This is a genomic window from Mesorhizobium sp. M3A.F.Ca.ET.080.04.2.1, from assembly GCF_003952525.1.
Taxonomy (GTDB): domain Bacteria; phylum Pseudomonadota; class Alphaproteobacteria; order Rhizobiales; family Rhizobiaceae; genus Mesorhizobium.
Genome location: NZ_CP034451.1, coordinates 5,245,495 through 5,267,441 on the forward strand (window position 1 = coordinate 5,245,495; position 21,947 = coordinate 5,267,441).

The window sequence follows — 21,947 nt, forward strand, 5'->3', positions numbered from 1 at the left end:
ACCTGGGAGGCGAAGCTTGTACCAGCGGGCAGGATCCGAGGGCGCATGTTCGTTGCGACTCGGCGGGTAAGAGGGCGGAACGGTGGCTGACAGATCATCGAGCAAGGTCACCATCATCGAGGTGGCACGAAAGGCAGGCGTGAGCCCGGCCACGGCGGGCAGGGTGCTTGGCTCCTATGGATACGCCAGCGATGCCATCCAGCAGAAGGTGCGCGAAGCAGCCGAGGCGCTCGGCTATCGTCCGAACCGCCTGGCGCGTGGCCTGATCACCGGCAAGACGCAAACCATCGGCGTCGTCGCCGGCGACATGGAAAGCCCGTTCTACGCCAGCGTGCTGCGAGGCATCAGCGACGTCGCGCGCAAGCGCGGCTTCGGAGTGATCATCACCAACAGCGACGAGAATGAGCAGCTCGAGCAGGAGGCTGTCCAGTTGCTGCTGGAGAAGCAGGTGGACGGGCTTTTGGTGTCCTCGGCTGCGCTGGACGGTGCCGGCCATTTGCGCACCGCGCTCTCCTCGAGCTGTCCGATCGTGCAGTTCGACCGCATCGTGCGGGGCCTCGACACCGATGCGGTCGTTCTCGACAATGTGGCGGCGGCGCGCGATTGCGTGACGCGGCTGTTCGAAGCGGGCCACCGCCGGATCGGCATCATCGCCGAGCTGTGGTCGACGCCCTCGGTCGATTTCGAGATGGTTCTCGCCGACGTGCCTTTGTCAGGCGCCAATGTCCACTACCTCTATCCGAGCTGGCAGCGTTTCCTGGGCTACCTCGAGGCGCATCGGACATTCGCCGTTCAGCCCGATCCGGCGCTGATCAGGCGTGTGAGCGCCTACTCCACTGCCAGTGCTCGCAAAGAAGCTATCGATGTCCTTCAGCTGAGCGATCCGCCTTCGGCTCTTTTCGCGGCCGACGGCGTGATGTCGACCGGGACAATGGAAGCGATTTCTTCATTGAGTCTGGCCCTGCCTGGCGAACTCTCACTGGTGTGCTTCGACGATCTGGATTGGATGAGCTTCCTGAAGCCTGGCATCGCAACCATTGCCCAGCCGGCTCATCAGATCGGCGTTGCCGCGACGGAAATGCTGCTTGACCGGATTGAGGGACAATCAGGACCGGTCAAGCATGTGATCCTGCCCGGGCGCTTTCTGGAACGACAGTCGATTGCTCCGTTGAAACCATAGAGCACGTTGTCTCAGAACCGCTGCACACTTCTAAGCGCATGCATTGGAGCGGTTCATCGTTGCGCAGAACGTTGAACCGCTCCAACTCCTTGTTTGCGTTTGTAGCCGGGGCGGCTCCCGATCAGTCCTCGTCGCCGCCGAATTGCGACAGCGCCCGGCTGCCGCGCCAGCGTAGGTACATCGGCAGGAGCAGCGCGGTCATCGCCAGGCTCCACAGGATCACCGCGATCCAGGAGTGGAACAGGAACATCGGATCGCCCTGGCTGATCTGCAGCCCCTGGCGGAGACTCTTTTCCGACATCGGCCCGAGGATCATGCCGACCACCACCGGCGCGATCGGATAGCCGAAACGCCGGAGCAGGTAGCCGAGAATGCCGAACAGCATCAACAGACCCAGGCCGAACGAGATCGGGATCGGGCCGAGGAAGTAGGTCGAGCCGTCGGCGCCGATCGTGCCGAGCGTCGCGAACACCAGGATGCCGGCATAGAGCCACGGCCGGGGGATGGCGAGCAGCTTCACCCACAGGCCGATCAGCGGCAGGTTGAGGACCAGCAGCATGAAGTTCGCCACCAGCAGGCTGGCGATCAGCCCCCAGACCAGCGGCGCATTGGTGGCGAAGAGCAACGGGCCGGGCTGAAGACCGAACTGCTGAAAGCCGGCCAGCATGATCGCCGCGGTTGCCGTGGTGGGCAGGCCGAGTGTCAAGAGCGGCACCAGTGTGCCGGCTGCCGAGGCGTTGTTGGCGGCCTCGGGACCGGCGACGCCCTCGATCGCGCCCTTGCCGAACTCCTCCGGGTGTTTCGCAAAGCTCCGCTCCGCGGAATAGGAGAGAAAGCTCGAAATGTCGGCGCCGCCGGCCGGCATGGCGCCGATCGGGAAGCCGATTGCGGTGCCGCGCAGCCACGGCTTCCAGGAGCGCTTCCAGTCCTCGCGGGTCATCCAGACCGAGCCTTTTACGCGTTCGATCTTCTCCTCGCCGAAGGCATGGGTCGAGACGACCGCAAGGGTCTCGCCTATGGCGAACAGCGCGACGGCCAAGGTGGTGACCGAAATGCCGTCCAACAAGTTCGGGAACCCCATCGAAAGACGCGCCTGGCCGGTCAGCTGGTTGATGCCGATGAGCCCCAGCGCCAGGCCGATGAAAAGGGCGGTCAGTCCGCGCAGGGTTGAGTCGCCGAAGGCAGCCGAGACGGTCATGAAGGCGAGCAGCATCAGCGCGAAATATTCCGCCGGCCCGAAGGACAGCGCGAACTTGACCACGCTCGGCGCGATGAAGGCGAGGCCCAGCGTCGCCAGCAGTCCGGCGACGAACGAGCCGATGGCAGCGGTGGCCAGCGCCGGGCCGCCGCGGCCCGAACGGGCCATCTTGTTGCCCTCCAGCGCGGTCACGATCGAGGCGCTTTCGCCGGGCGTGTTGAGCAGGATCGAGGTGGTCGAGCCGCCATACATGCCGCCGTAGTAGATGCCGGCGAACATGATCAGCGATCCCGCCGGATCGAGCTTGTAGGTTACGGGCAGCAGCAGCGCGACGGTAAGCGCCGGACCGATGCCGGGCATGACGCCGACCGCGGTGCCGAGCGTGACGCCGATCAGCGCGTAGAAAAGTTTCGCCGGTTCGAGGGCGGTCAGCAGCCCCTGTCCCAGCAGGGCAAACGTATCCATGAACGTGCCTCCGGGCCTAGAAAACTTGTTCCAGCGGACCCGCTGGCAGCGAGAGCTGCAGGCCCTTGGCGAAAACGAACCAGACGACAAAGGAGAACGCGATTCCGATCGGCACCGTCCGCCACAGCGGCCCCTTGCCGAAACCCTTGGCGGCGGCAGCGAACAGCAGACCGGTCGCGATGGAGAAGCCCAACGTCTTCATGGTCAGCAGTTGCGCCGCGAGTCCGCCAACGATCCAGATCATCGGCGGCAGGTCCTGAGCACCGCGCTCGGGGAAGTCGCCTCGCCAGGCCTCTACCGCGGTCAGCACGCCGAGCACGAAAAGGCCGGTGGCGACAACATAGGGGAACGTCTTTGGCCCGACTGGGGCGGATATGGCCACGCCGCCACTGTTCAGCGTGCTCCACGCAATGCCGACGGCGACCAGCAGGAGGGCCGCGGCGATGGCGAACGCCGCCCCGTCGGGGCGGCGTTCGTTCTTGGTCGGGTGCGGATCGCTCATTTCACCAGACCGATCTGCTTCAGGATTTCCGAGGTGGACTCGCTGTCCTTCTTGAGCTGCGCGGCGAAATCGTCACCGGCCAGGTAGGTGTTGGCCCAGCCCTTGTCCGCAAGCACCTTCTGCCAGGAAGGCGACTGCACCATCTTGTCGATGTCACCGAGGATGGCAGTCTTCTGTTCCGCCGAGATGCCGGGGGCGGCCGCGACCATTCGCCAATTCTGGATCGACACGTCGATTCCAGCCTCCTTGAAGGTCGGGGCGTCGATGCCCTCGATCTTGGCGTCCGAGGAGATGCCGATAATGCGCAAGGTGCCGGACTTGATCTGTTCCTTGAACTCACCGTAGCCGGAAAGGCCGACGGTGACCTGGTTGCCAAGGATCGCCGCGAGAGCCTCGCCGCCGCCGGCGAAGGCGATGTAGTTGACCTTGGTCGGATCGACACCCGCGGCCTTGGCGATCAGGCCGGCCGTGATGTGATCCGTGCCGCCGGCAGAGCCGCCGCCCCAGGAGACGGAGCCCGGGTCGGCCTTCAGCTTCGCCACCAGACCGGCCATGTCCTTGATGTCGGACGCGGCGGGCACGACGAGGGCTTCATACTCGCCGGTCAGGCGGGCAATCGGCGTCACCTCGGCGAGCGTCACAGGCGAACTGTTGGTGAGGATCGCGCCGACCATGACGTAGCCGCCCACGATCAGCTGGCTGGCGTCGCCTTTGGCCTGGTTGACGAATTGGGCGAGCCCGATCGTGCCGCCGGCGCCCGGAACGTTGGTCACCTGCACGCTGCCGGAAATCTTCTCGTCCTGCAGGGCCGATTGCATCGAGCGCGCGGTCTGGTCCCAGCCGCCTCCCGGCGCAGCCGGCGCCAGGATTTTATAGTCCTCCGCCATGGCGGGCACAGCCATCGCGCCAGCCAGAAGCGCAGCCAAAATGTAATGTTTCATCAAACTTCCTCCCTTGTGACCTGCCAATGACCCGCCACCCTGCGCGCAAGGCTCATGCAAGCCGTGCCAGCCGGACAGGTCCTGTTTTGATGCGTCATGATCCACTGCATTCGCGGTCGGTCGCGACGAGAATACGAATGGCGTACTGATTTCGAGCGCAGCCCTTGCCGCCTCGAGGTCTCCTCCCTCCCGACAGCGTCGGTCGCCTGTCGCGACCGTTAGTAGTTGGGGATGCTAGCCGTCAAAGCTGTCAAAAGCCTGACGTTCCAAACCCGATCGACGTCCGCCGCGGAAGCATGCTGCCGCTGACAGCGATGGCTCTTTGCCGGCAATGCCTGCGGCGACGTTACCCCTCCGGCGACGGCCGTGCGCCTTTCTCGACCATGGCAGTGACGCGGCATTGCAGCCAGGAGCAGAGCGCTTCAATGCCGCGTCGAATGGATAAGGGCCTGCCAGGCTTTGATGAACCTTGCCCGCTTGATGGGATCGAGAAAGACCAGCAGCGAAGCGTCCAGGGCAATCGGCTGCGATGGTATCGAATCCGCCGGGCGATAACTCTCCAAGCTCGCGAAGCGCGCCTGAATCTTCGGCGCCAACAGGAAATCCAGAAAGGCTCCACCCAGATCCGGACGCTTGGCCTCGCGCGGAATCATCGCCACGCGCGAGAGCACCAGCGTATAGTCCGCCGGGAGGACGATCTCGATGGGCGCACCACGCTGCTTGCGGGCGAGCGCATAGGAGCCCAGAACATTGTAGGCGATGAGGACATCTCCCTTCTCGACCTTGTCCAGCATCTCGCCGCTGCAGCAATGAAGTGCCACGTCCGCGCGGCCGAGGCTCTGCACCAGCGCGGTGTATGTGTTGGAGTGGATCGAGTCCTGAGTGGCGAACAAATAGCCAAGGCCGCTCAGCCCGATGTCGTATGTGGCAACCCGGCCGCGCAGCTTCTCCCTGTTTCGGTCGATGAACTGGGCAAGTTGCTCGCGCGACTGAGGGGGTGGGCCAAGCGCCGACAGGCCAACGTTGTAGACAGTGACTGCCGGCTCGGCCGAGATGGCGAAGGCCGCGTTGCGCCAGGAGGGCCAACGGGGGGAGGCTGCGGACGACAGGAAGTGTTCGTGCGCGAATCCGTCGTTGACGAGCTTGATCTGGAGGTCGGCGGCCGTGCTGATGGTCAGGTCCGGCGAGGTGGGCCGGCCGGCCCTGATGCGGTTGTAAAGGTCCGCCGACTGGAGATCGGAATAGGTGATGGACATGTTGGGATGGAGATTCAGGAAGCTTTCGATGACGGGCTTCAGCTCCTGCAGATCGGTCGATCCCCAGATCACAAGGTGCGAGCTGGCGTCTTGCGGCCCGAAACGGGTCACCACGTCGGCGGCCGACGCGGTCGCCCAGAAAATCAACGCCAATCCCATCGCCAACGGAAGCCGGCACCTCATTGGCTGAACTCTTCCGGAGGCTGATAGGGGGGAAGACCATTTTCACGACCAAACCTCCGCCTTCGCGATCATGGAAGGACAGGATCGCATCGTGGCGCCGCATGACGTTGGCGACGATGGCAAGACCAAGACCGCTCCCCGCTGTGTTGTGGGAGCGTGAGCCGCGTACGAAACGCTCGGTTATGTGCTGACGGTCCTCGCGCGTATGCCGGGGCCGCGATCCTCTATCCTGAGGACAGCGCGGCCGTTCTCCAGACTGAGCTGCACCGTTATGGGCTCTGCCGCGCCGGCGTATTTCAGGGCGTTGTCGAGCAGGTTCTTGACCGCTTCGGTCAGCATCAAGGCGTCGCCCTCGACATACGGCGCGGTTTCGAGGGTTTCGATGCGCAGGTTGACCTTCGTTCCCGTCCGCGACTCGAACTCGTCCGTGGCGAGTTCGACCAGCTCCAGCAGGTCGATCGGCACCAGCGACGCGATCTCGCCGCGGTGCGCGACCATCGTGTCGGCCAGCAACTGATCGGCGAGGCGGCTGACGACGATCGCATTCCAGTGGATGGTGCGCAGATGCTGGCGCACGCTGCTTCCGTCAGGTTCATCCATCGCCGATTCGACCTGCACGCTGAGATTGGACAGCGGCGTACGAAGCTGGTGCGCGGACTCGGCGATGAAGTTCTGCATGCGCGCATGCAGGGCGGTCAACCGCCCGATCAAGAAGTTCAGTGCCGCGACCAGATGGCGGATTTCCCGGGGAACCGGGATGTCGAGCGCTTTGAGGCTCGACGGGTCGTTGGCGACAATCGCCCGCTCGATCGTATCCAGCGGCTGCAGCGCGCCGCGGACTGCCAGCCAGACCAATCCGATCGCCAGCAGCATCAGGCCGGCCGCGGGCCCGAACGATCGCCGCAGGAGATCCGACGCAAAGTGCTGCTGCTCCTCATCCGTCTCCGCGACGACGATGGTCACCCAGCCCGATTGACTGCCGCCCGAGATGAAGCGGCCGAGCTTGCAGATGCGCACCGATACGCCGAGAAAGACCCCGTTGCTGAACTCGGGATTCGGGGAGTTTGCGGGTGGAAGATCGGCGGCGAGATCTCCATAGCCTGTGATCAGCGAACCATCCGGAGCGGTGACCCGGTAGAAGATCCGGCTCGAGGTGCGGCTTGCGAGGATTGCATGGGACGAATAGGGCAGGTCGACCGTCGGCGCGCCATCGTCATACTGGACAGCGTCAGCGATGGACAGCGCCGAAGCGGCGATCAGATGGTCGAAGGATCGCTCCGCCGCCCGCTGCGCGTGGAAATGCATGTAAGAAAACAGGATGAGCCCGAGCACGATGAAGACCGGCACCAGCCGGCCGAACAATCGAGCGCGGATGGAATGCGTTTCATTGCCGCTTTTTGTGTTCGGCGACGTAGCCTTCCCCCCAAACCGTCCTGATGTCGACCTGTGTGCCGGCGAGCTTTTTCCTCAGGCGTGAAACATAAAGTTCGACGGCATTCGGCGCCGCCGGTTCATCGAAGGCGAAGAGGTGATCCAGAATGGCATCCTTGGTCAACAGGTGATCGAGCTTTCCAAGGAACAGTTCGAGCAGCCGGAACTCCCGCTGCCCGAGGGGAACGTGATGACCGTCGATTTCCACCCGCCGGCGAGCCAGGTCGAACGTGAGATTTGCAATCGTAATCGTGCTGCTCGCATGGCCGTGCGGGCGCAGGAGCAGCGCGCGAATCCGCGCTTCGATCTCGGTGAGCTCGAAAGGTTTGACGACATAGTCGTCCGCGCCGATGTCGAGCACCCGCACCTTTTCCTCAAGCCCGCCACGTGCGGTCATGACCAGAACCGGCACAGTTGCCTTCCTGGCTCGCAAACGACCGAGGAAAATCTCGCCATCCACTTTTGGCAAGATCAGGTCGAGCAGGACCAGGTCGTATACGCCCTCCTGGAAAAGCTGATTGGCGCTCTCGCCGTCCTTCGCCCAGTCGACGGCATAGCCCGAACGTCGCAAGCGCCCGATCACAGCCGTGGCCTGATCGACGCTGTCCTCCACAAACAGAATACGCATGGCTGCCGAACAACCCTCCCTGTCGCAGGCACCTCACCCCGGGCTTCCCGTACCTCCTTCAGTTCGTTCGGGGCGCTTCAGTGACAGGTTACTGACAGCTTTGCGGGTCAATATCAAGCAAATATCCGGCCGAGACTCATACTTCGTTGAGGCTGACAAAAATCTGGGAGGAATTTTGTTGGTTTGTGCTCCAGCGCGGGCCGAACCAGGATATATTCTTATGAATTTTATAAGAATGTCCTGTGGTATCGGCATACAACTGCAAAGATATATTTCAACAACACAAGCGTTAGGTGCAGCTATCTCTGGTTTGCGCCTATATTCCAGGTGGCGCACCTTTCGTGGTTTATTGTGCAATGGTCCCAAAGCATCCTCCGGCTTCAGCGGCATAAGGCCGTTCTGGCCTGCGGGCTTGGCAAGGCGGATTCTCGCCCGGAGAGGAGTGCGGAAATGATTGCCAAATCCCTCGACAGCTTCAATTGCCGCCGCACGCTCTCCGCGGGTGGCGCCGACTATGTCTATTTCGACCTCGCCGAGGCCGAGAAGAACGGTCTGAGCGGCGTCTCGCAGCTGCCCTTTTCGATGAAGGTGCTGCTGGAGAACCTTTTGCGCAACGAGGACGGCCGCTCGGTCACCCGGCAGAGCATCCAGGCGGTCGCCGGCTGGCTGAGCGACAAGGGCACCGCCGGCGTCGAGATCGCCTACCGCCCGGCGCGCGTCTTGATGCAGGACTTCACCGGCGTTCCGGCGGTGGTCGACCTGGCGGCGATGCGCGACGGCATCAAGGCGCTCGGCGGCGATCCGGAAAAGATCAATCCGCTGGTGCCGGTCGACCTGGTCATCGACCATTCCGTCATCGTCGACGAGTTCGGCACGCCGATGGCGTTCGCGCGAGACCTCGCTGGCGCCGGGCAGCCAGGTGGTGGCCGAGTATCTGGAGAAGTCGGGGCTGCAGAAGGAGCTCGACCAGATCGGCTTCAACCTGGTCGGCTTCGGCTGCACCACCTGCATCGGCAATTCCGGCCCGCTGCCGGCGCCGATCTCGAAAACCATCAACGACAAGGGTCTGATCGCCGCCGCGGTGCTGTCCGGCAACCGCAACTTCGAGGGCCGCGTCTCGCCCGACGTGCAGGCCAACTACCTCGCCTCGCCGCCGCTGGTGGTGGCGCATGCGCTGGCCGGCACGGTGACCAGGGACCTGACTGCCGAGCCGCTCGGCGAGGGCCGCGACGGCCAGCCGGTCTATCTGAAGGACATCTGGCCGAGCGCGGCCGAGATCCAGGAGTTCATCGAGAAGAACGTCACCCGCGAATTGTTCGCGCGCAAATATGCCGACGTCTTCAAGGGCGACGCTTACTGGCAAGGGGTCAAGGCGCCGGAAGGCCAGACCTATGCCTGGGACGACAACTCGACCTATGTCCAGAACCCGCCCTACTTCGCCGGCATGGCGCGCAGCTTCGGCACGGTCGGCGACATCAGGGGCGCGCGCGTGCTCGGCCTGTTCGGCGACAAGATCACCACCGACCACATCTCGCCGGCGGGTTCGATCAAGGCCGCCTCGCCGGCCGGCAAGTACCTGACCGAGCATGGCGTCGGCGTCGCCGACTTCAACCAGTACGGCACCCGGCGCGGCAACCATGAGGTGATGATGCGCGGCACCTTCGCCAACATCCGCATCCGCAACCACATGCTGGGCGAGAACGGCCGCGAGGGCGGCTACACCATCCACTATCCCTCGAAGGAGGAGATGTCGATCTACGACGCGGCGATGGCCTACAAGCAGGAAGGCGTGCCGCTGGTCATCTTCGCCGGCGTCGAATACGGCAACGGCTCCTCGCGCGACTGGGCGGCCAAGGGCACCAACCTGCTTGGCGTGCGCGCCGTCATCGCCCAGTCCTTCGAGCGCATCCACCGCTCCAACCTGGTCGGCATGGGCGTCATCCCCTTCGTCTTCGAGGACGGCACCTCCTGGGCCTCGCTCAACCTCAAGGGCGACGAGCTGGTCGAGATCGACGGGCTCGACGCGATCAAGCCGCGCCAGAAGATGGCGGCCAGGCTCACCTATGGCGACGGCACCGTGAAGACCATCCCGATCGTCTGCCGCATCGATACGCTGGACGAACTCGACTACTTCAAGAACGGCGGCATCCTGCAATACGTGCTGCGGGATCTGGCTGCGTAATCAAACATCAACGATCTCAGCATGATAGGGAGAAGAACCGTGACAAAAGCCGTTCCCGCCACCCTGATACCCGGCGACGGCATCGGTCCTGAAATCTCGGATGCCGTGGTCCAGATTCTCGACGCCGTCAACGCGCCGTTCGAATGGGACCGTCAGTTTGGCGGCCTGGCAGGCATCGAACAGGGCGGCGAGCCCATGCCGCAGGCCACGCTCGACAGCATCCGCCGTACCAAGCTGGCTCTGAAGGGTCCGCTGACGACGCCCGTCGGCGGAGGCTTCCGCTCCGTCAATGTGCGGTGACGGGAGACGTTCGGACTGTATGCCAATGTTCGTCCGGCCAAGACGCTGGTCTCCGGCGGGCGCTATGACGACATCGATATCGTGCTGATCCGCGAGAATCTCGAAGGTCTTTACGTCGCCTTCGAGCACTTCATCCCGGTGGGCGACGATCCGCAGGCGGTGGCGATCTCGCAGGGCATCAACACCAAGGCCGAATGCCGGCGCATCGTGAAATACGCCTTCGACTATGCGCTGGCCAACGGGCGCAAGAAGGTCACGGTCGTACACAAGGCGAACGTGCTGAAGGCGCTCACGGGCATTTTCCTCGCCGCCGGCAAGGAAATCGCTAAGGAATATGAAGGCCGCGTCGCGATGGACGACCGCATCGTCGACGCCTGCGCCATGCAGCTCGTCATGAAGCCCGAGCAGTTCGATGTCATCGTGACCACCAATCTGTTCGGCGATATTCTTTCCGACCAGATCGCCGGCCTGGTTGGCGGTCTCGGCATGGCGCCGGGAGCCAATATCGGCCCCGACGCCGCGATCTTCGAAGCGGTCCACGGGTCAGCTCCCGACATCGCGGGCAAGGGGATCGCCAATCCGTTGGCCTTGCTGCTTGCTGCCTGCCTCATGCTGGAACATGTTGGCGAGGGTGCGAAGGCAGAGGCGATCCGCAAGGCGGTGGACACTGTCCTGAACACCGACAACATCCGGACCGGCGACCTCGGCGGCAATACCTCAACGAAGGACTTCGCGGCAGCGATCGTAAAGCGACTGGCATGACACAAACGCAAACAACGAATGCTCCTCCCGAGCAAGACAAGCGGACCGAAATGCGGATGGTAAAAGGATCAGACCTTCTCGTTGCCGCCCTCGAGAACGAGGGGGTGGATCGAATTTTCGGAGTGCCCGGCGAAGAGAATCTCGACGTTGTCGAGTCGCTGCGCAATTCGAAGATCCAGCTTATCCTGACCCGGCATGAGCAGGCCGCCGCATTCATGGCCGCCACCTACGGACGCCTGACCGGAAGGCCGGGCGTCTGCATTTCCACCTTGGGACCGGGTGCTCTCAATTTTTCGACGGGTGCGGCCTATGCCCATCTCGGCGCGATGCCGATGGTCATGATCACGGGCCAGAAGGCGATCATGAGCAGCCGCCAGGCGCGCTTCCAGATCGTCGATGTCATCGCCTCGATGAAGCCGTTGACCAAGATGACCCGCCAGATCGTCAGTGCCGCCAGCATTCCCACGATTGTGCGGGATGCCTTCCGCACCGCGATGGAGGAGCGGCCCGGCCCGGTCCATCTCGAATTGCCTGAAGACATCGCCGGCGACGAGGTGGAGGCCGTGCCGGTGGTGCCGGTCCATCCGATCGAGATTCCGGTTGCGCATCGCACCGCGCTCGACCGCGCCGCCGAGATGATCATCCAGGCCAAGCGTCCGCTGATCATGTTCGGCGCCGCGGCCAGCCGGCCGCGCGGGACCTATGGTATCTCGAGCTTCGTGCGGCGCACCGGCATCCCGTTCTTCAATACGCAGATGGGCAAGGGCACGGTGCCCGGCGGCTCCAACCTCTACATGGGCACCGCCGCGCTATCCGAGCGTGACTACGTGCACGATGCGGTCGACAAGGCCGACCTGATCATCTCGATCGGACACGATACGGTCGAGAAGCCGCCCTTCATCATGGGGCCGAAGGGACCGAAGGTGATCCATGTCGGCTATACGCCGGCGACGGTCGAGCAGGTCTTCTTCCCGCATGCCGAGGTGGTGGGCGATGTCGGCCCGAGTCTCGAACTTTTGGCGGACCGGATCGAAGGCAAACTGCCCAACGCCGCCGCCCTGCTGCCGCTGCGCCAGGAGATCCTGGCCAAGATCGCGGATCGCGCCGACGAGGACCGCTGGCCGGTGACGCCGCAGCGCCTCGTCCACGACATTCGCGGGGTGATCCCCGAGAATGGCATCCTGGCGCTCGACAACGGCATGTATAAGATCTGGTTCGCGCGCAACTACCGGACCTATGTCGCCAACACCGTGCTGCTCGACAACGCGCTGGCGACGATGGGCGCGGGGCTGCCCTCGGCCATGATGGCTGCCATGCTCTACCCGAATCGCCGCGTCATGGCGGTGTGCGGCGACGGCGGCTTCATGATGAACAGCCAGGAGCTGGAGACGGCGGTTCGGCTTAAGCTGAACCTCGTCGTGCTCATCCTCGACGATGGCGCCTACGGCATGATCCGCTGGAAGCAGGCGGTCGACAACTTCCCGGACTTCGGCCTGACCTTCAGCAATCCGGACTTCGTGACCTATGCGCAGGCCTATGGCGCGAAGGGCACGCGGGTCCAGTCCCTGGAGGAGTTCGCGCCGACGCTCGAAGCCGCCTTCCAGGGCGGAGGGGTTCATGTCGTGGCGGTGCCGATCGACTATTCGGAAAACATTCGCGTGCTCATCGACGAACTGCGGGGGCGTACGTCGAAGCCTGCGGATGCCTGATCAAGTTGCACGGGCGGAGGCCGTGCGAGGCTAGAGCACTTCGCGTTTCGGAGGAAAGCGGAAATGTTTTAGCCGGACCGCCCCCAGGGCGGTTGTAACAAGGAATTGGCTTCTTGATTGGCCAGGCACCGTCGGGGTGCCCGGGCGGGGAAGCTTTTGCCTCCGCGATGAATGAGGTCCCGCGCCAAGGCACAGGACCGAAGGCGCGAGACAGGAGATTTGAGCATGACACCATTCACCTTCCAGGCGCCGTCCAACATTCTTTTCGAGGCAGGGGCATCGAAAAAGATCGCTGAACTCGTCAAGGGTTATGGCGCCAGGCATGTTCTGCTTGTCACCGACAAGGGCGTTCGAGGCGCGGGGCTGACCCGGAGCGCGGAAGCGGCGCTCACCGAGGCCGGCATCGCCTTGACCGTGTTCGAGGACGTGGTCGCCGATCCGCCTTCGCATGTGATCGAAGCGGCGGCGGAACTGTGCCGCGGGCAGGGCGTCGACGTCGTCGTCTCGATCGGCGGCGGCAGCGCGCTCGACACTGCCAAGCTCGTCGCCTATCTCGCCAAGACGCCGGACAAGCTCGACGACATCTATGGCGTCGGCATGGCCAAGGGCGAGCGCCTGCCGTTGCTGCTCGTGCCGACGACGGCCGGAACGGGATCGGAGGTGACGCCGATCGCGATCGTAACAACGCCGACGACGGAGAAGAAGGGCGTGGTCTCGCCGCGTCTCATCCCGGACTGGGCGATCCTCGACCCCGAATTGACGCTGGGCCTGCCGCCGCATGTGACGGCGGCGACCGGCATCGACGCCATGGTGCATGCGATCGAGGCCTATACGAGCAGGGTCAAGAAGAACCCGATGTCCGACCAGCTCGCGCGCAAGGCGCTGGAACTCTTGTCGGCCAACATCCGGACCGTCTTCACGAATGGCCAGGATCTGGAGGCACGCTCACGCATGCTGCTCGGCTCGATGCTGGCCGGCATGGCCTTCGCCAACGCGCCGGTCGCCGCCGTGCATGCGCTGGCTTATCCGATCGGCGCGATCTTCCACGTGCCCCACGGCCTGTCGAATGCGCTGGTCTTGCCGCATGTGCTGGAATTCAACCGTCCGGCGGCTTCGGTGCTCTACGCCGAGCTGCTGGCGATCGTGAAACCCGACCATCGTCCGGCGTCCGCGACCGAGGCCGCTGCCGCCTTCATCGACGAGATGACCGCGATCTGCCGCGACTGCGAGGTGCCGGACACGCTGTCGGCGGTGGGAATTGCGGAAAAAGACCTGGCCAAGCTGGCCGAGGACGCGATGAAGCAGACGCGGCTGCTGGTCAACAATCCGCGGGAGCTCACGCATGAGCAGGCGTTCCAGATCTACGCCGACGCGCTCGCCGGACGCCGTGCGGCGGCCTGATCGGGAAGGGCGAAGCAAGCCATGGCCGACAGGCAAGACAAGCAGCCGGAGCTTTCCCAGATGTTCGTTCGCATGAGCGACGCCTGGCGCGAACAGATGGAGAAGGCGGCGGCGGCAGGCAAGATGTGGTCGGATTCCATGATGCCGTTTCTGACCACGCGCGCGGCCGACAGCAGCCTTTTCGCGGCAGCACAGGGCGGTGAGATATCGGAAGCGATCAAGCGCATGGCCGAGGGCCCGCAGCTCGCCGACATGCTGAGCCTGGACAAGCAGATCTATGCGGTGATGGCGGCCTGGATCGAGGTCCAGCAGCGCATGGCTGCCTATCGCGCCGTGGTCTCGGTGCCGTGGACCCGCGCCTTCGACCGCTACGGCGCGGCGCTCAAGGACACAAAGGGCGACGCCGAGACGAACGACGACTGGCGCAAGCAGTTCAACCTGTGGAGCGGCATCACCAATGAGGAGCTGATCAGGAACCAGCGCTCGGAAGAGTTTTTGACGGCGCAGCGCGAGCTGCTGCGCGCTGCGCTCGATCTTCGTCTCAAACAACAGAGCATCGCCGATCAGATGGCCAAGCTGTTCGGTCTGCCGACCCAGCAGGATTTCGACGAGTTGACCCGGCAGGTCACCGAGCTACGGCGTGAGCTGCGCGCGCATCTGAGAGCACAGCGGCGCCCCGCAAGCGGTCAAGCTCTATCCGAAGGGAACGAAATGTCCCGGCCTGTCGGCAGAAAGCGCTCGAACAGGGGGGCGGCATGACGGACGTCAAAGCCAGTGCCGCGCTCAACAGCTTCTTCGAGGAGTTTGCCCAGAACATGGGCAAGATGCAGAAGGGGGCGGATGTGCTTGCCGGCATCCGGGACGCCGACGTCGATGTCGGCGCGACGCCCAAGACGCTCATCCAGCGCCGCGACAAGGTGGAGCTGTTCCGCTACGAACCGCTGACGGACCAGCAGGTCGAGACGCCCGTGCTGATCGTCTACGGGCTGATCGGCCGCTATACCATGGCCGATCTCCAGCCCGACCGTTCTCTGGTGCGCAGCCTGCTGAACAAGGGGCTCGACCTGTGGCTCATCGATTGGGGGCAGCCCGGCCGCAACGAGCGGTGGCTCACAATCGACGACTATGTCGACGACTATATCGACGAAGCCGTGGAGCGCATCTGCCGCGAGACGAGCCATGACAAGATCACGCTGCTCGGCATCTGCGAGGGCGGCGTCTTCACCACCTGCTACACGGCGCTGCACAAGGAGCGCGTCAAGAACCTCGTGCTGACGATCACGCCGATCGACTTTCATGCCGATGTGGACGATCCGGCGGCACATCACGGCTTCCTCAACATCTGGACGCGGAGCCTCTCGCCGGAAGACATCGACCGCATGGTCGATGCGCTGGGCGTCATCCCCGGCGAGTTCATGAGCTCGATCTTCTCGCTGATGACGCCGATGCGGTCGCTGACCAAATACAATGTCGACCTCATCGACATCATCGATGACAAGGACAAGCTGATGAACTTCCTGCGCATGGAGAAGTGGCTGGCCGACAGGCCGGACCATCCGGGCGCAGCGGGGCGGCAATGGCTCAGGGAACTCTATCAGGAGAACCGCCTCTACCAGGGCAAGTTCGTGCTGTCGGGGCGCGAGGTCGATCTTGGCGCCATCGATGTCCCGGTGCTCAACATCTTCGCGCTGGACGACCACATCATCCCGCCCACCTGCTCGAAGGCGCTGGCGAAGAAGGTCGGCAGTTCCGACTACACCGAGATCCCGCTTCCTGGCGGGCATGTCGGGCTGTTCGTGTCCTCGAAATCGCAAGGCGCGCTCACCAAGAGCATCGCCGAATGGCTCCAGGCGCGGGACGGCTGACGATGCGCAACAAGATCGTCTCCGCCGCCGAATCCGTCGCCATCGTCCGGTCGGGCGACACGGTCGCAAGTTCTGGCTTCGTCGGCGTCGGCACGCCGGACGCCGTGATCAGCGCATTGGAGAAGCGGTTCCTCGAGACCGGCGAGCCGCGCAACTTGAGCCTTGTCTTTGCCGCGGCACCCGGCGACGGCGCGGAGAAGGGCCTCAACCGGCTGGCGCATGACGGCATGGTCAAGCGCCTGGTCGGCGGCCATTTCGGGCTGGTGCCAAAGCTGGCGCGCAAGGCGGTCAGCGGCGAATGCGAGGGCTACAACCTGCCGCTCGGCTGCGTCTCGCACCTCTTTCGCGAGATCGCCGGCCGCAAGGCCGGTCTCCTGTCCAAGGTCGGCCTGCAGACCTTCGTCGATCCGCGCAACGGCGGCGGCAAGCTCAACGCGCGCACCACCGAAGACCTCGTCGAGCTGATGAAGATCGGCGGCGAGCCGTGGCTGTTCTACAAGGCCTTTCCGATTCACGTCGCGATCCTGCGCGGCACCACTGCCGACCCTTATGGCAACGTGACCATGGAGAAGGAGGCGCTGACGCTCGACAACCTGTCGCTGGCCATGGCGGCGAAGAACTGCAAGGGTTTCGTCATCGTCCAGGTCGAGCGGATCGCGGCCGCCAATTCGCTCAATCCGCGCGCGGTCAGGATCCCCGGTGCGCTGGTCGACTGCGTCGTCGTCGCCGAACCCGAGCACCATGCGCAAACCTACGCGACACATTACAACGGCGCCTTCTCGGGGGAGCTTCGCGCGCCGGTCGACCGCAACGTGCCGATGGCGCTGGACGAGCGCAAGATCATCGCCCGCCGCTGCGCCTTCGAGCTGCCGATGGGCGGTGTCGTCAATCTTGGCATCGGCATGCCGGAAGGGGTCGCGGCGGTCGCGGCGGAAGAGAGCATCATCAATCTGGTCACGCTGACGGCGGAGCCGGGCATCATCGGCGGCATTCCGCAAAGCGGCCTCGATTTCGGCGCCGCGGTCAACGCAGAAGCCATCATCGACCAGAACCAGATGTTCGACTTCTATGACGGCGGCGGGCTCGATCTCGCCTGCCTCGGCCTCGCCCAGGCCGATGCCCAGGGCAACGTCAACGTCAGCAAGTTCGGCGACCGGCTGGCGGGCGCCGGCGGCTTCATCAACATCTCGCAGAATGCCCGGCGGCTGGTGTTCTGCGGGACCTTCTCGGCACGCGGTCTCAAGACCGAGGTCAGGGACGGCCAGTTGCATATCCTGCAGGATGGCCAGCAATCGAAATTCGTCGACAAGGTCGAGCAGATCACCTTTTCCGGGCAACTCGCACGCCAGATGCGCCAGCCGGTGCTGTTCGTCACCGAGCGCTGCGTCTTCTCGCTCGGCCAGGAGGGGCTCGAACTGATCGAGGTCGCGCCGGGCGTCGACATCGAGCGCGACATCCTCTCGAAGATGCGCTTTACGCCGATTGTTCGTTCGCCGCGCCTGATGGCCGCCGCGATCTTCGGCGACGCGCCGATGAAACTGGATGAGCTGTTCCTCAATCGCCCCCTGTCGGAGCGCATGGAGTTCGACGAGGGACACAACACTCTCTACCTCAACCTCGGCGGCTACCGCGTGTACACCAGCGCCGACGTCAACGCGGTGAGGGACGCCATGCACTCATTGGCGCGGCGCGTCGGCCGGCGTTTCTCGGCGATCATCAACTATGACGCCATCGATATCGCGCCCTACATGAGCGATGCCTGGTTCAACATGGCAAGCGAGGTCGAGCGGGAGTGCTACGACCACGTCTCCCGCTACACGACCAGCGCCTTCCTTCGCCTCAAGCTCGGCTCGGCGCTCGCCGATCGCGACGTTGCCCCACACGTCTTTGAAAGCCAGCACGAGGCCGCCGACCACGTGCTGGAGAAATCCAAGGCCGCAAGGCCGACCCAAAAGGCCTCCCATGCCTTGTCCGCCCGACCCTGAAACCGCTGCAAACAGATCTGGAGAACTCGAAATGTCAAAAGCAACATCCTTCGGCCCGGACGTTCAGGCCGTCAGCGACCAGATCAAGGAAATGGTCGGCCAGTTCAAGGTGCCGGGCATCGATGCGCAGGCCATGGTCGAACAGCAGCGCAAGAACATCGGCGCCGCCGTCGAAGCCATGCGCGTCGGCAGCAAGGGCACCCATACCGTCGCCGAACGGCAGCTCGAGCTCTTCCACGTCACCTCGACGCAGCTTCTGTCCCTGTTCACTGAACAGAAGTTGACGCCCGAAGAGCGGACCAATCTGGCGAAGGAGGCCTTCGAGGCGGCGCTGGCCGGCTCGCGCGATCTCTATGACATCACCGCGAAGGCCAGCGAGGAAGCCTATTCCATCGCCAAGCGGCGGGTCACCGATGGGGTTGAGGAGTTCCGCAAGCATCTCGACCGCAAGGCGACGGAAAAATGAGAATCGGCATGGCGAGTTACCATCAGCCGGCGCTCAATCTCGATCAGTTCGAGGCGGTTGTCTGGAAAGGCAAGGTGCTTGGGATAAACGCCGAAGCCGTTGCCGATCAGCACACCAAGAATATCGATGCCGCCGTCACAATGTTGAGGACTGCAAGTGACGGGCTCGGCAGAGCGGTCGAGCTGCAGGGCAAGATGTTCCAGGCTGCGTCGACGCTCATGCAGTCTCTATACGCCGCAGGGCCAATCACCCCGCAGCACGGAGCAAACCTTGCCTGTGAAGCGGCGTTCACAACATTGGCCGGCTTTTGCGAAGCCCATGACATCGTGTCATCGACAGTGGAGGAGGCTTTTGGGACGGCGCGCAAGCGCGCCATAGAGGGCGTGCAGCAGATCCGCAGACACGTAAGGCGCGAAGACCTCTACTGATGTCCAACACCGTTCCATTTCAACGCGCCGCTCTCTCGCCGGAACCGCTGGAACCGGACCGCAGCAACTATCTGCTCGGCCTCTCGACCAAGGGCTACCACAAGATCGCCTATGTCGAATGGGCGCCCAAAGCGGGGGGCGTTCCGACCCTCTGCCTGCATGGGCTGACCCGCCAAAGCAGGGACTTCGACTTTCTCGCGGCCGAGTTGGCGATGCACGGACGCTGGGTCGTCTGTCCCGACCTGCCTGGCCGCGGCCGCAGCGCGTCGCTGGCCGATCCCGACGACTATGCGTTGCCGCAATATTGCGCCGACATGAACGCCCTGATCGCGCGGCTCGGTGCAAGCGAGGTCGACTGGGTCGGCACGTCCCTCGGCGGATTGGTGGGGATGGTTCTGGCAGGAATGCCCGGCTCCTGCATCCGCCGCCTGGTGGTCAACGATATCGGGCCATTCGTTTCTTCGACCGGCTTGATGCGCATCGGCGGCTATCTGCGCGACATGCCGGCTTCGTTCGCGACGATGGAAGCGGCGGAGGAGTACTTCCGCAGCATCCTGGCACCCTACGGTGACCTCGACGACCCGCAGTGGCGCCATATCACCATGCACAGCGTGCGCTGGGACGATGAGCGCAACCGGTTCGTCATGCTGTGCGACGGCGAGATCGCGCGTGGCTTCCGCAGCGCCTGGTTCGCCAGCCTCAACATCTGGAAGTACTGGGAGCAGATCAAGGTGCCGACGCTGATCCTGCACGGCGCCAAGTCGGATCTGCTGACGCCGCAACTGTGCGACGAGATGTTGGCGCGTAACCCGAATGCCGTCGTGCACCGGTTCGACGAATGCGGTCACGTCCCGCCGCTCTTCGAACCGCATCAGATCAAGGTGGTCACGGATTTCCTCATGGCGAGGCGGCCAACGGACACTGGCTGAGGGCGGCTGACGCCCTGCATCGGCCGATGAGTTTCGGGAGGGAAAGATGAGTGGAAGTGCAAGGGAGCAGCAATCGGGGACCTATCGCGTGCCCGTCGAGTGGTCGAGCCGGGCTCACGCCGACAAGGCGACCTATGCGGCGATGTATGATGTCTCCGTGACGAACCCAGACGCCTTTTGGGGTGAGCACGGCAAGCGCATCGATTGGTTCAAGCCGTACACGAAAGTCAAGAACACCTCCTTCGCTCCGGACAATGTCGCGATCGAATGGTTCGAGGACGGCACCACCAACGTCTCCTACAATTGCATCGACCGCCACCTCGCCGACCGCGCCGACCAGGTCGCGATCATCTGGGAGGGAGACGACCCCAAGGACGATCTCAGCATCACCTACCGCGAGCTTCATGCCCGGGTCATGAAAATGGGCGAACGTGCTGAAGTCGCAGGGCGTGAGGAGAGGCGACCGCGTCACGATCTACCTGCCGATGATACCAGAGGCCGCCTTCGCGATGCTCGCCTGCGCCCGCATCGGCGCGGTCCATTCGATCGTCTTCGGCGGCTTCTCGCCCGACAGCCTGGCAAGCCGGATCGCGGACGCCTCGAGCGCCGTCCTGGTGACGGCGGACGAGGGACTGCGCGGCGGCCGCACGGTGCCCCTGAAGGCCAATGTCGATGCCGCGCTGGAGCGGATCCCCGAAACGGTCGCCAGCGTCATCGTCGTCCGGCGCACCGGCTCGCCGGTGGACATGCATCCGGGCCGCGACCGCTACTTCGACGATCTCGCGCCCACCGTGGCCGACGAATGCGCGCCGGAGGAGATGAAAGCGGAGGACCCGCTGTTCATCCTCTACACCTCGGGCTCGACCGGCAAGCCGAAGGGCGTGCTGCACACCACCGGGGGCTATCTCGTCTACGCATCGATGACGCACCAATACGTCTTCGACTACCGCGACGGAGACGTCTACTGGTGCACCGCCGATGTCGGTTGGGTCACCGGCCACAGCTATATCGTCTACGGGCCGCTCGCCAACGGGGCCACCACGCTGATCTTTGAAGGCATCCCGACCTACCCGTCGATTTCCCGCTTCTGGGATGTCGTGGACAAGCACAAGGTCAACATCTTCTACACCGCCCCCACCGCGATCAGGTCGCTGATGGCGGCCGGCGAGGAGCCCGTCAAGGCGACCTCGCGCGCCACCCTGCGGGTGCTCGGCTCGGTCGGCGAGCCGATCAATCCGGAAGCCTGGGAGTGGTACCACCGCGTCGTCGGCGATCGCCGCTGCCCGATCGTCGACACCTGGTGGCAGACCGAGACCGGCGGCATCCTGATCACGCCGCTGCCGGGCGCGACCGATCTGAAACCCGGTTCGGCCACGCTGCCCTTCTTCGGCGTCAAGCCGGAACTGGTCGATGCCGCAGGCATGGTCCTGCAGGGCGAGGGGGAGGGCAATCTGGTCATCGCCGATTCCTGGCCGGGCCAGATGCGCACGCTGTTCGGCGACCACGACCGCTTCGTGCAGACCTATTTCTCGACCTACAAAGGCAAGTACTTCACCGGCGACGGCTGCCGGCGCGACACGGACGGCTACTACTGGATCACCGGCCGGGTCGACGACGTGATCAACGTATCGGGCCATCGCATGGGCACGGCCGAGGTCGAGTCGGCGCTGGTCGCACATCCAAAGGTGTCGGAGGCCGCGGTTGTCGGCTACCCGCACGACATCAAGGGCCAGGGCATCTATGCCTACGTGACGCTGATGGCGGGCGAAAACCCGAGCGACGATCTGCGCAGGGATCTCGCGGCCTGGGTGCGCAAGGAGATCGGGCCCATCGCAACCCCCGACAAGATCCAGTTCGCGCCCGGCCTGCCCAAGACCCGCTCGGGCAAGATCATGCGCCGTATCCTACGCAAGATCGCCGAGGACGAATTCGCAGCTCTTGGCGATACCTCGACGCTGGCCGAACCGGCGGTGATCGACCACCTCATCGACAACCGCCAGAACCGCAAGAGTGTGCGATGAGCCCGTGGCGCATTTCGCAAGCCGAGGAGCCCGGGCTGCCTCGCGTATGGGAGCGAAGGCACCGGCGGGAACGTCGGCTTATCGGTGCGACTGGCAGTGAAGGCCTGCGGCTGCG

Annotated in this window: 15 protein-coding genes and 3 pseudogenes; 12 read left to right on the forward strand and 6 right to left on the reverse strand. The window is 64.0% G+C overall.

Going from position 1 to position 21,947, the window contains the following annotated elements; translation table 11 throughout:
• Positions 1-82: 82 nt before the first annotated feature.
• Positions 83-1,180, forward strand: a complete 1,098-nt coding sequence (locus EJ074_RS25050) for a LacI family DNA-binding transcriptional regulator (RefSeq protein WP_095806809.1) — start codon at positions 83-85, stop codon at positions 1,178-1,180.
• Positions 1,181-1,301: 121 nt separating this feature from the next.
• On the opposite strand, the gene EJ074_RS25055 is transcribed toward EJ074_RS25050, so the two are convergent.
• The 6 genes from EJ074_RS25055 to EJ074_RS25080 all read right to left on the reverse strand — a co-directional run bounded on the left by EJ074_RS25055 (position 1,302) and on the right by EJ074_RS25080 (position 7,784).
• Positions 1,302-2,843, reverse strand: a complete 1,542-nt coding sequence (locus EJ074_RS25055) for a tripartite tricarboxylate transporter permease (protein WP_129553849.1) — start codon at positions 2,841-2,843, stop codon at positions 1,302-1,304.
• A gap of 16 nt (positions 2,844-2,859) precedes the next feature.
• Positions 2,860-3,345 (reverse strand): tripartite tricarboxylate transporter TctB family protein, encoded by a 486-nt coding sequence (locus EJ074_RS25060; protein ID WP_095806807.1) that lies wholly within the window; start codon positions 3,343-3,345, stop codon positions 2,860-2,862.
• Positions 3,342-4,286 (reverse strand): tripartite tricarboxylate transporter substrate binding protein, encoded by a 945-nt coding sequence (locus tag EJ074_RS25065; protein ID WP_095806806.1) that lies wholly within the window; start codon positions 4,284-4,286, stop codon positions 3,342-3,344. The genes EJ074_RS25060 and EJ074_RS25065 overlap by 4 nt, the downstream gene beginning before the upstream one ends.
• 422 nt (positions 4,287-4,708) lie before the next feature.
• Positions 4,709-5,695: an ABC transporter substrate-binding protein gene (locus EJ074_RS25070; RefSeq protein ID WP_165350006.1), complete on the reverse strand. Its 987-nt coding sequence runs from the start codon at positions 5,693-5,695 to the stop codon at positions 4,709-4,711.
• 210 nt (positions 5,696-5,905) lie between these two features.
• On the reverse strand, positions 5,906-7,072 hold the full coding sequence (locus EJ074_RS25075; RefSeq protein WP_129553850.1) for a sensor histidine kinase: 1,167 nt from the start codon (positions 7,070-7,072) through the stop codon (positions 5,906-5,908).
• 37 nt (positions 7,073-7,109) lie between these two features.
• A complete protein-coding gene (locus EJ074_RS25080) occupies positions 7,110-7,784 on the reverse strand; it encodes a response regulator transcription factor (protein WP_129553851.1) in 675 nt (224 codons plus the stop codon).
• 450 nt (positions 7,785-8,234) lie between these two features.
• Between EJ074_RS25080 and acnA the strand changes: the two are divergent.
• From acnA to acs, 11 genes and pseudogenes are all read left to right on the forward strand, one after another.
• A pseudogene (gene acnA / locus EJ074_RS25085) lies at positions 8,235-9,966 on the forward strand (aconitate hydratase AcnA).
• Between the two features lie 39 nt (positions 9,967-10,005).
• A pseudogene (locus EJ074_RS25090) lies at positions 10,006-11,028 on the forward strand (isocitrate/isopropylmalate family dehydrogenase).
• Positions 11,029-11,084: 56 nt separating this feature from the next.
• Positions 11,085-12,737 (forward strand): acetolactate synthase large subunit, encoded by a 1,653-nt coding sequence (locus EJ074_RS25095; protein ID WP_095808543.1) that lies wholly within the window; start codon positions 11,085-11,087, stop codon positions 12,735-12,737.
• 225 nt (positions 12,738-12,962) lie between these two features.
• Positions 12,963-14,138, forward strand: a complete 1,176-nt coding sequence (locus EJ074_RS25100) for an iron-containing alcohol dehydrogenase (protein ID WP_095808544.1) — start codon at positions 12,963-12,965, stop codon at positions 14,136-14,138.
• Positions 14,139-14,159: 21 nt separating this feature from the next.
• Positions 14,160-14,897 carry a poly(R)-hydroxyalkanoic acid synthase subunit PhaE gene (locus EJ074_RS25105; protein ID WP_095808545.1) on the forward strand — a complete coding sequence of 246 codons (738 nt, stop codon included), beginning with the start codon at positions 14,160-14,162 and terminating at the stop codon, positions 14,895-14,897.
• Entirely contained in the window at positions 14,894-16,003 is a 1,110-nt protein-coding gene (gene phaC / locus EJ074_RS25110) for a class III poly(R)-hydroxyalkanoic acid synthase subunit PhaC (protein WP_095808546.1), read from the forward strand. The genes EJ074_RS25105 and phaC overlap by 4 nt, the downstream gene beginning before the upstream one ends.
• Before the next feature lie 2 nt (positions 16,004-16,005).
• Entirely contained in the window at positions 16,006-17,988 is a 1,983-nt protein-coding gene (locus tag EJ074_RS25115; protein WP_095808547.1) for a CoA-transferase, read from the forward strand.
• A gap of 31 nt (positions 17,989-18,019) precedes the next feature.
• Complete coding sequence (locus EJ074_RS25120) at positions 18,020-18,454, forward strand: phasin family protein (protein ID WP_165350007.1); 435 nt, start codon at positions 18,020-18,022, stop codon at positions 18,452-18,454.
• On the forward strand, positions 18,451-18,882 hold the full coding sequence (locus tag EJ074_RS25125) for a hypothetical protein (RefSeq protein ID WP_095808549.1): 432 nt from the start codon (positions 18,451-18,453) through the stop codon (positions 18,880-18,882). Before EJ074_RS25120 ends, EJ074_RS25125 begins: the two co-directional genes overlap by 4 nt.
• On the forward strand, positions 18,882-19,811 hold the full coding sequence (locus EJ074_RS25130) for an alpha/beta hydrolase (RefSeq protein WP_095808550.1): 930 nt from the start codon (positions 18,882-18,884) through the stop codon (positions 19,809-19,811). Before EJ074_RS25125 ends, EJ074_RS25130 begins: the two co-directional genes overlap by 1 nt.
• Positions 19,812-19,857: 46 nt before the next feature.
• Positions 19,858-21,832 (forward strand): annotated as a pseudogene (gene acs, locus EJ074_RS25135) (acetate--CoA ligase).
• Positions 21,833-21,947: the final 115 nt, after the last annotated feature.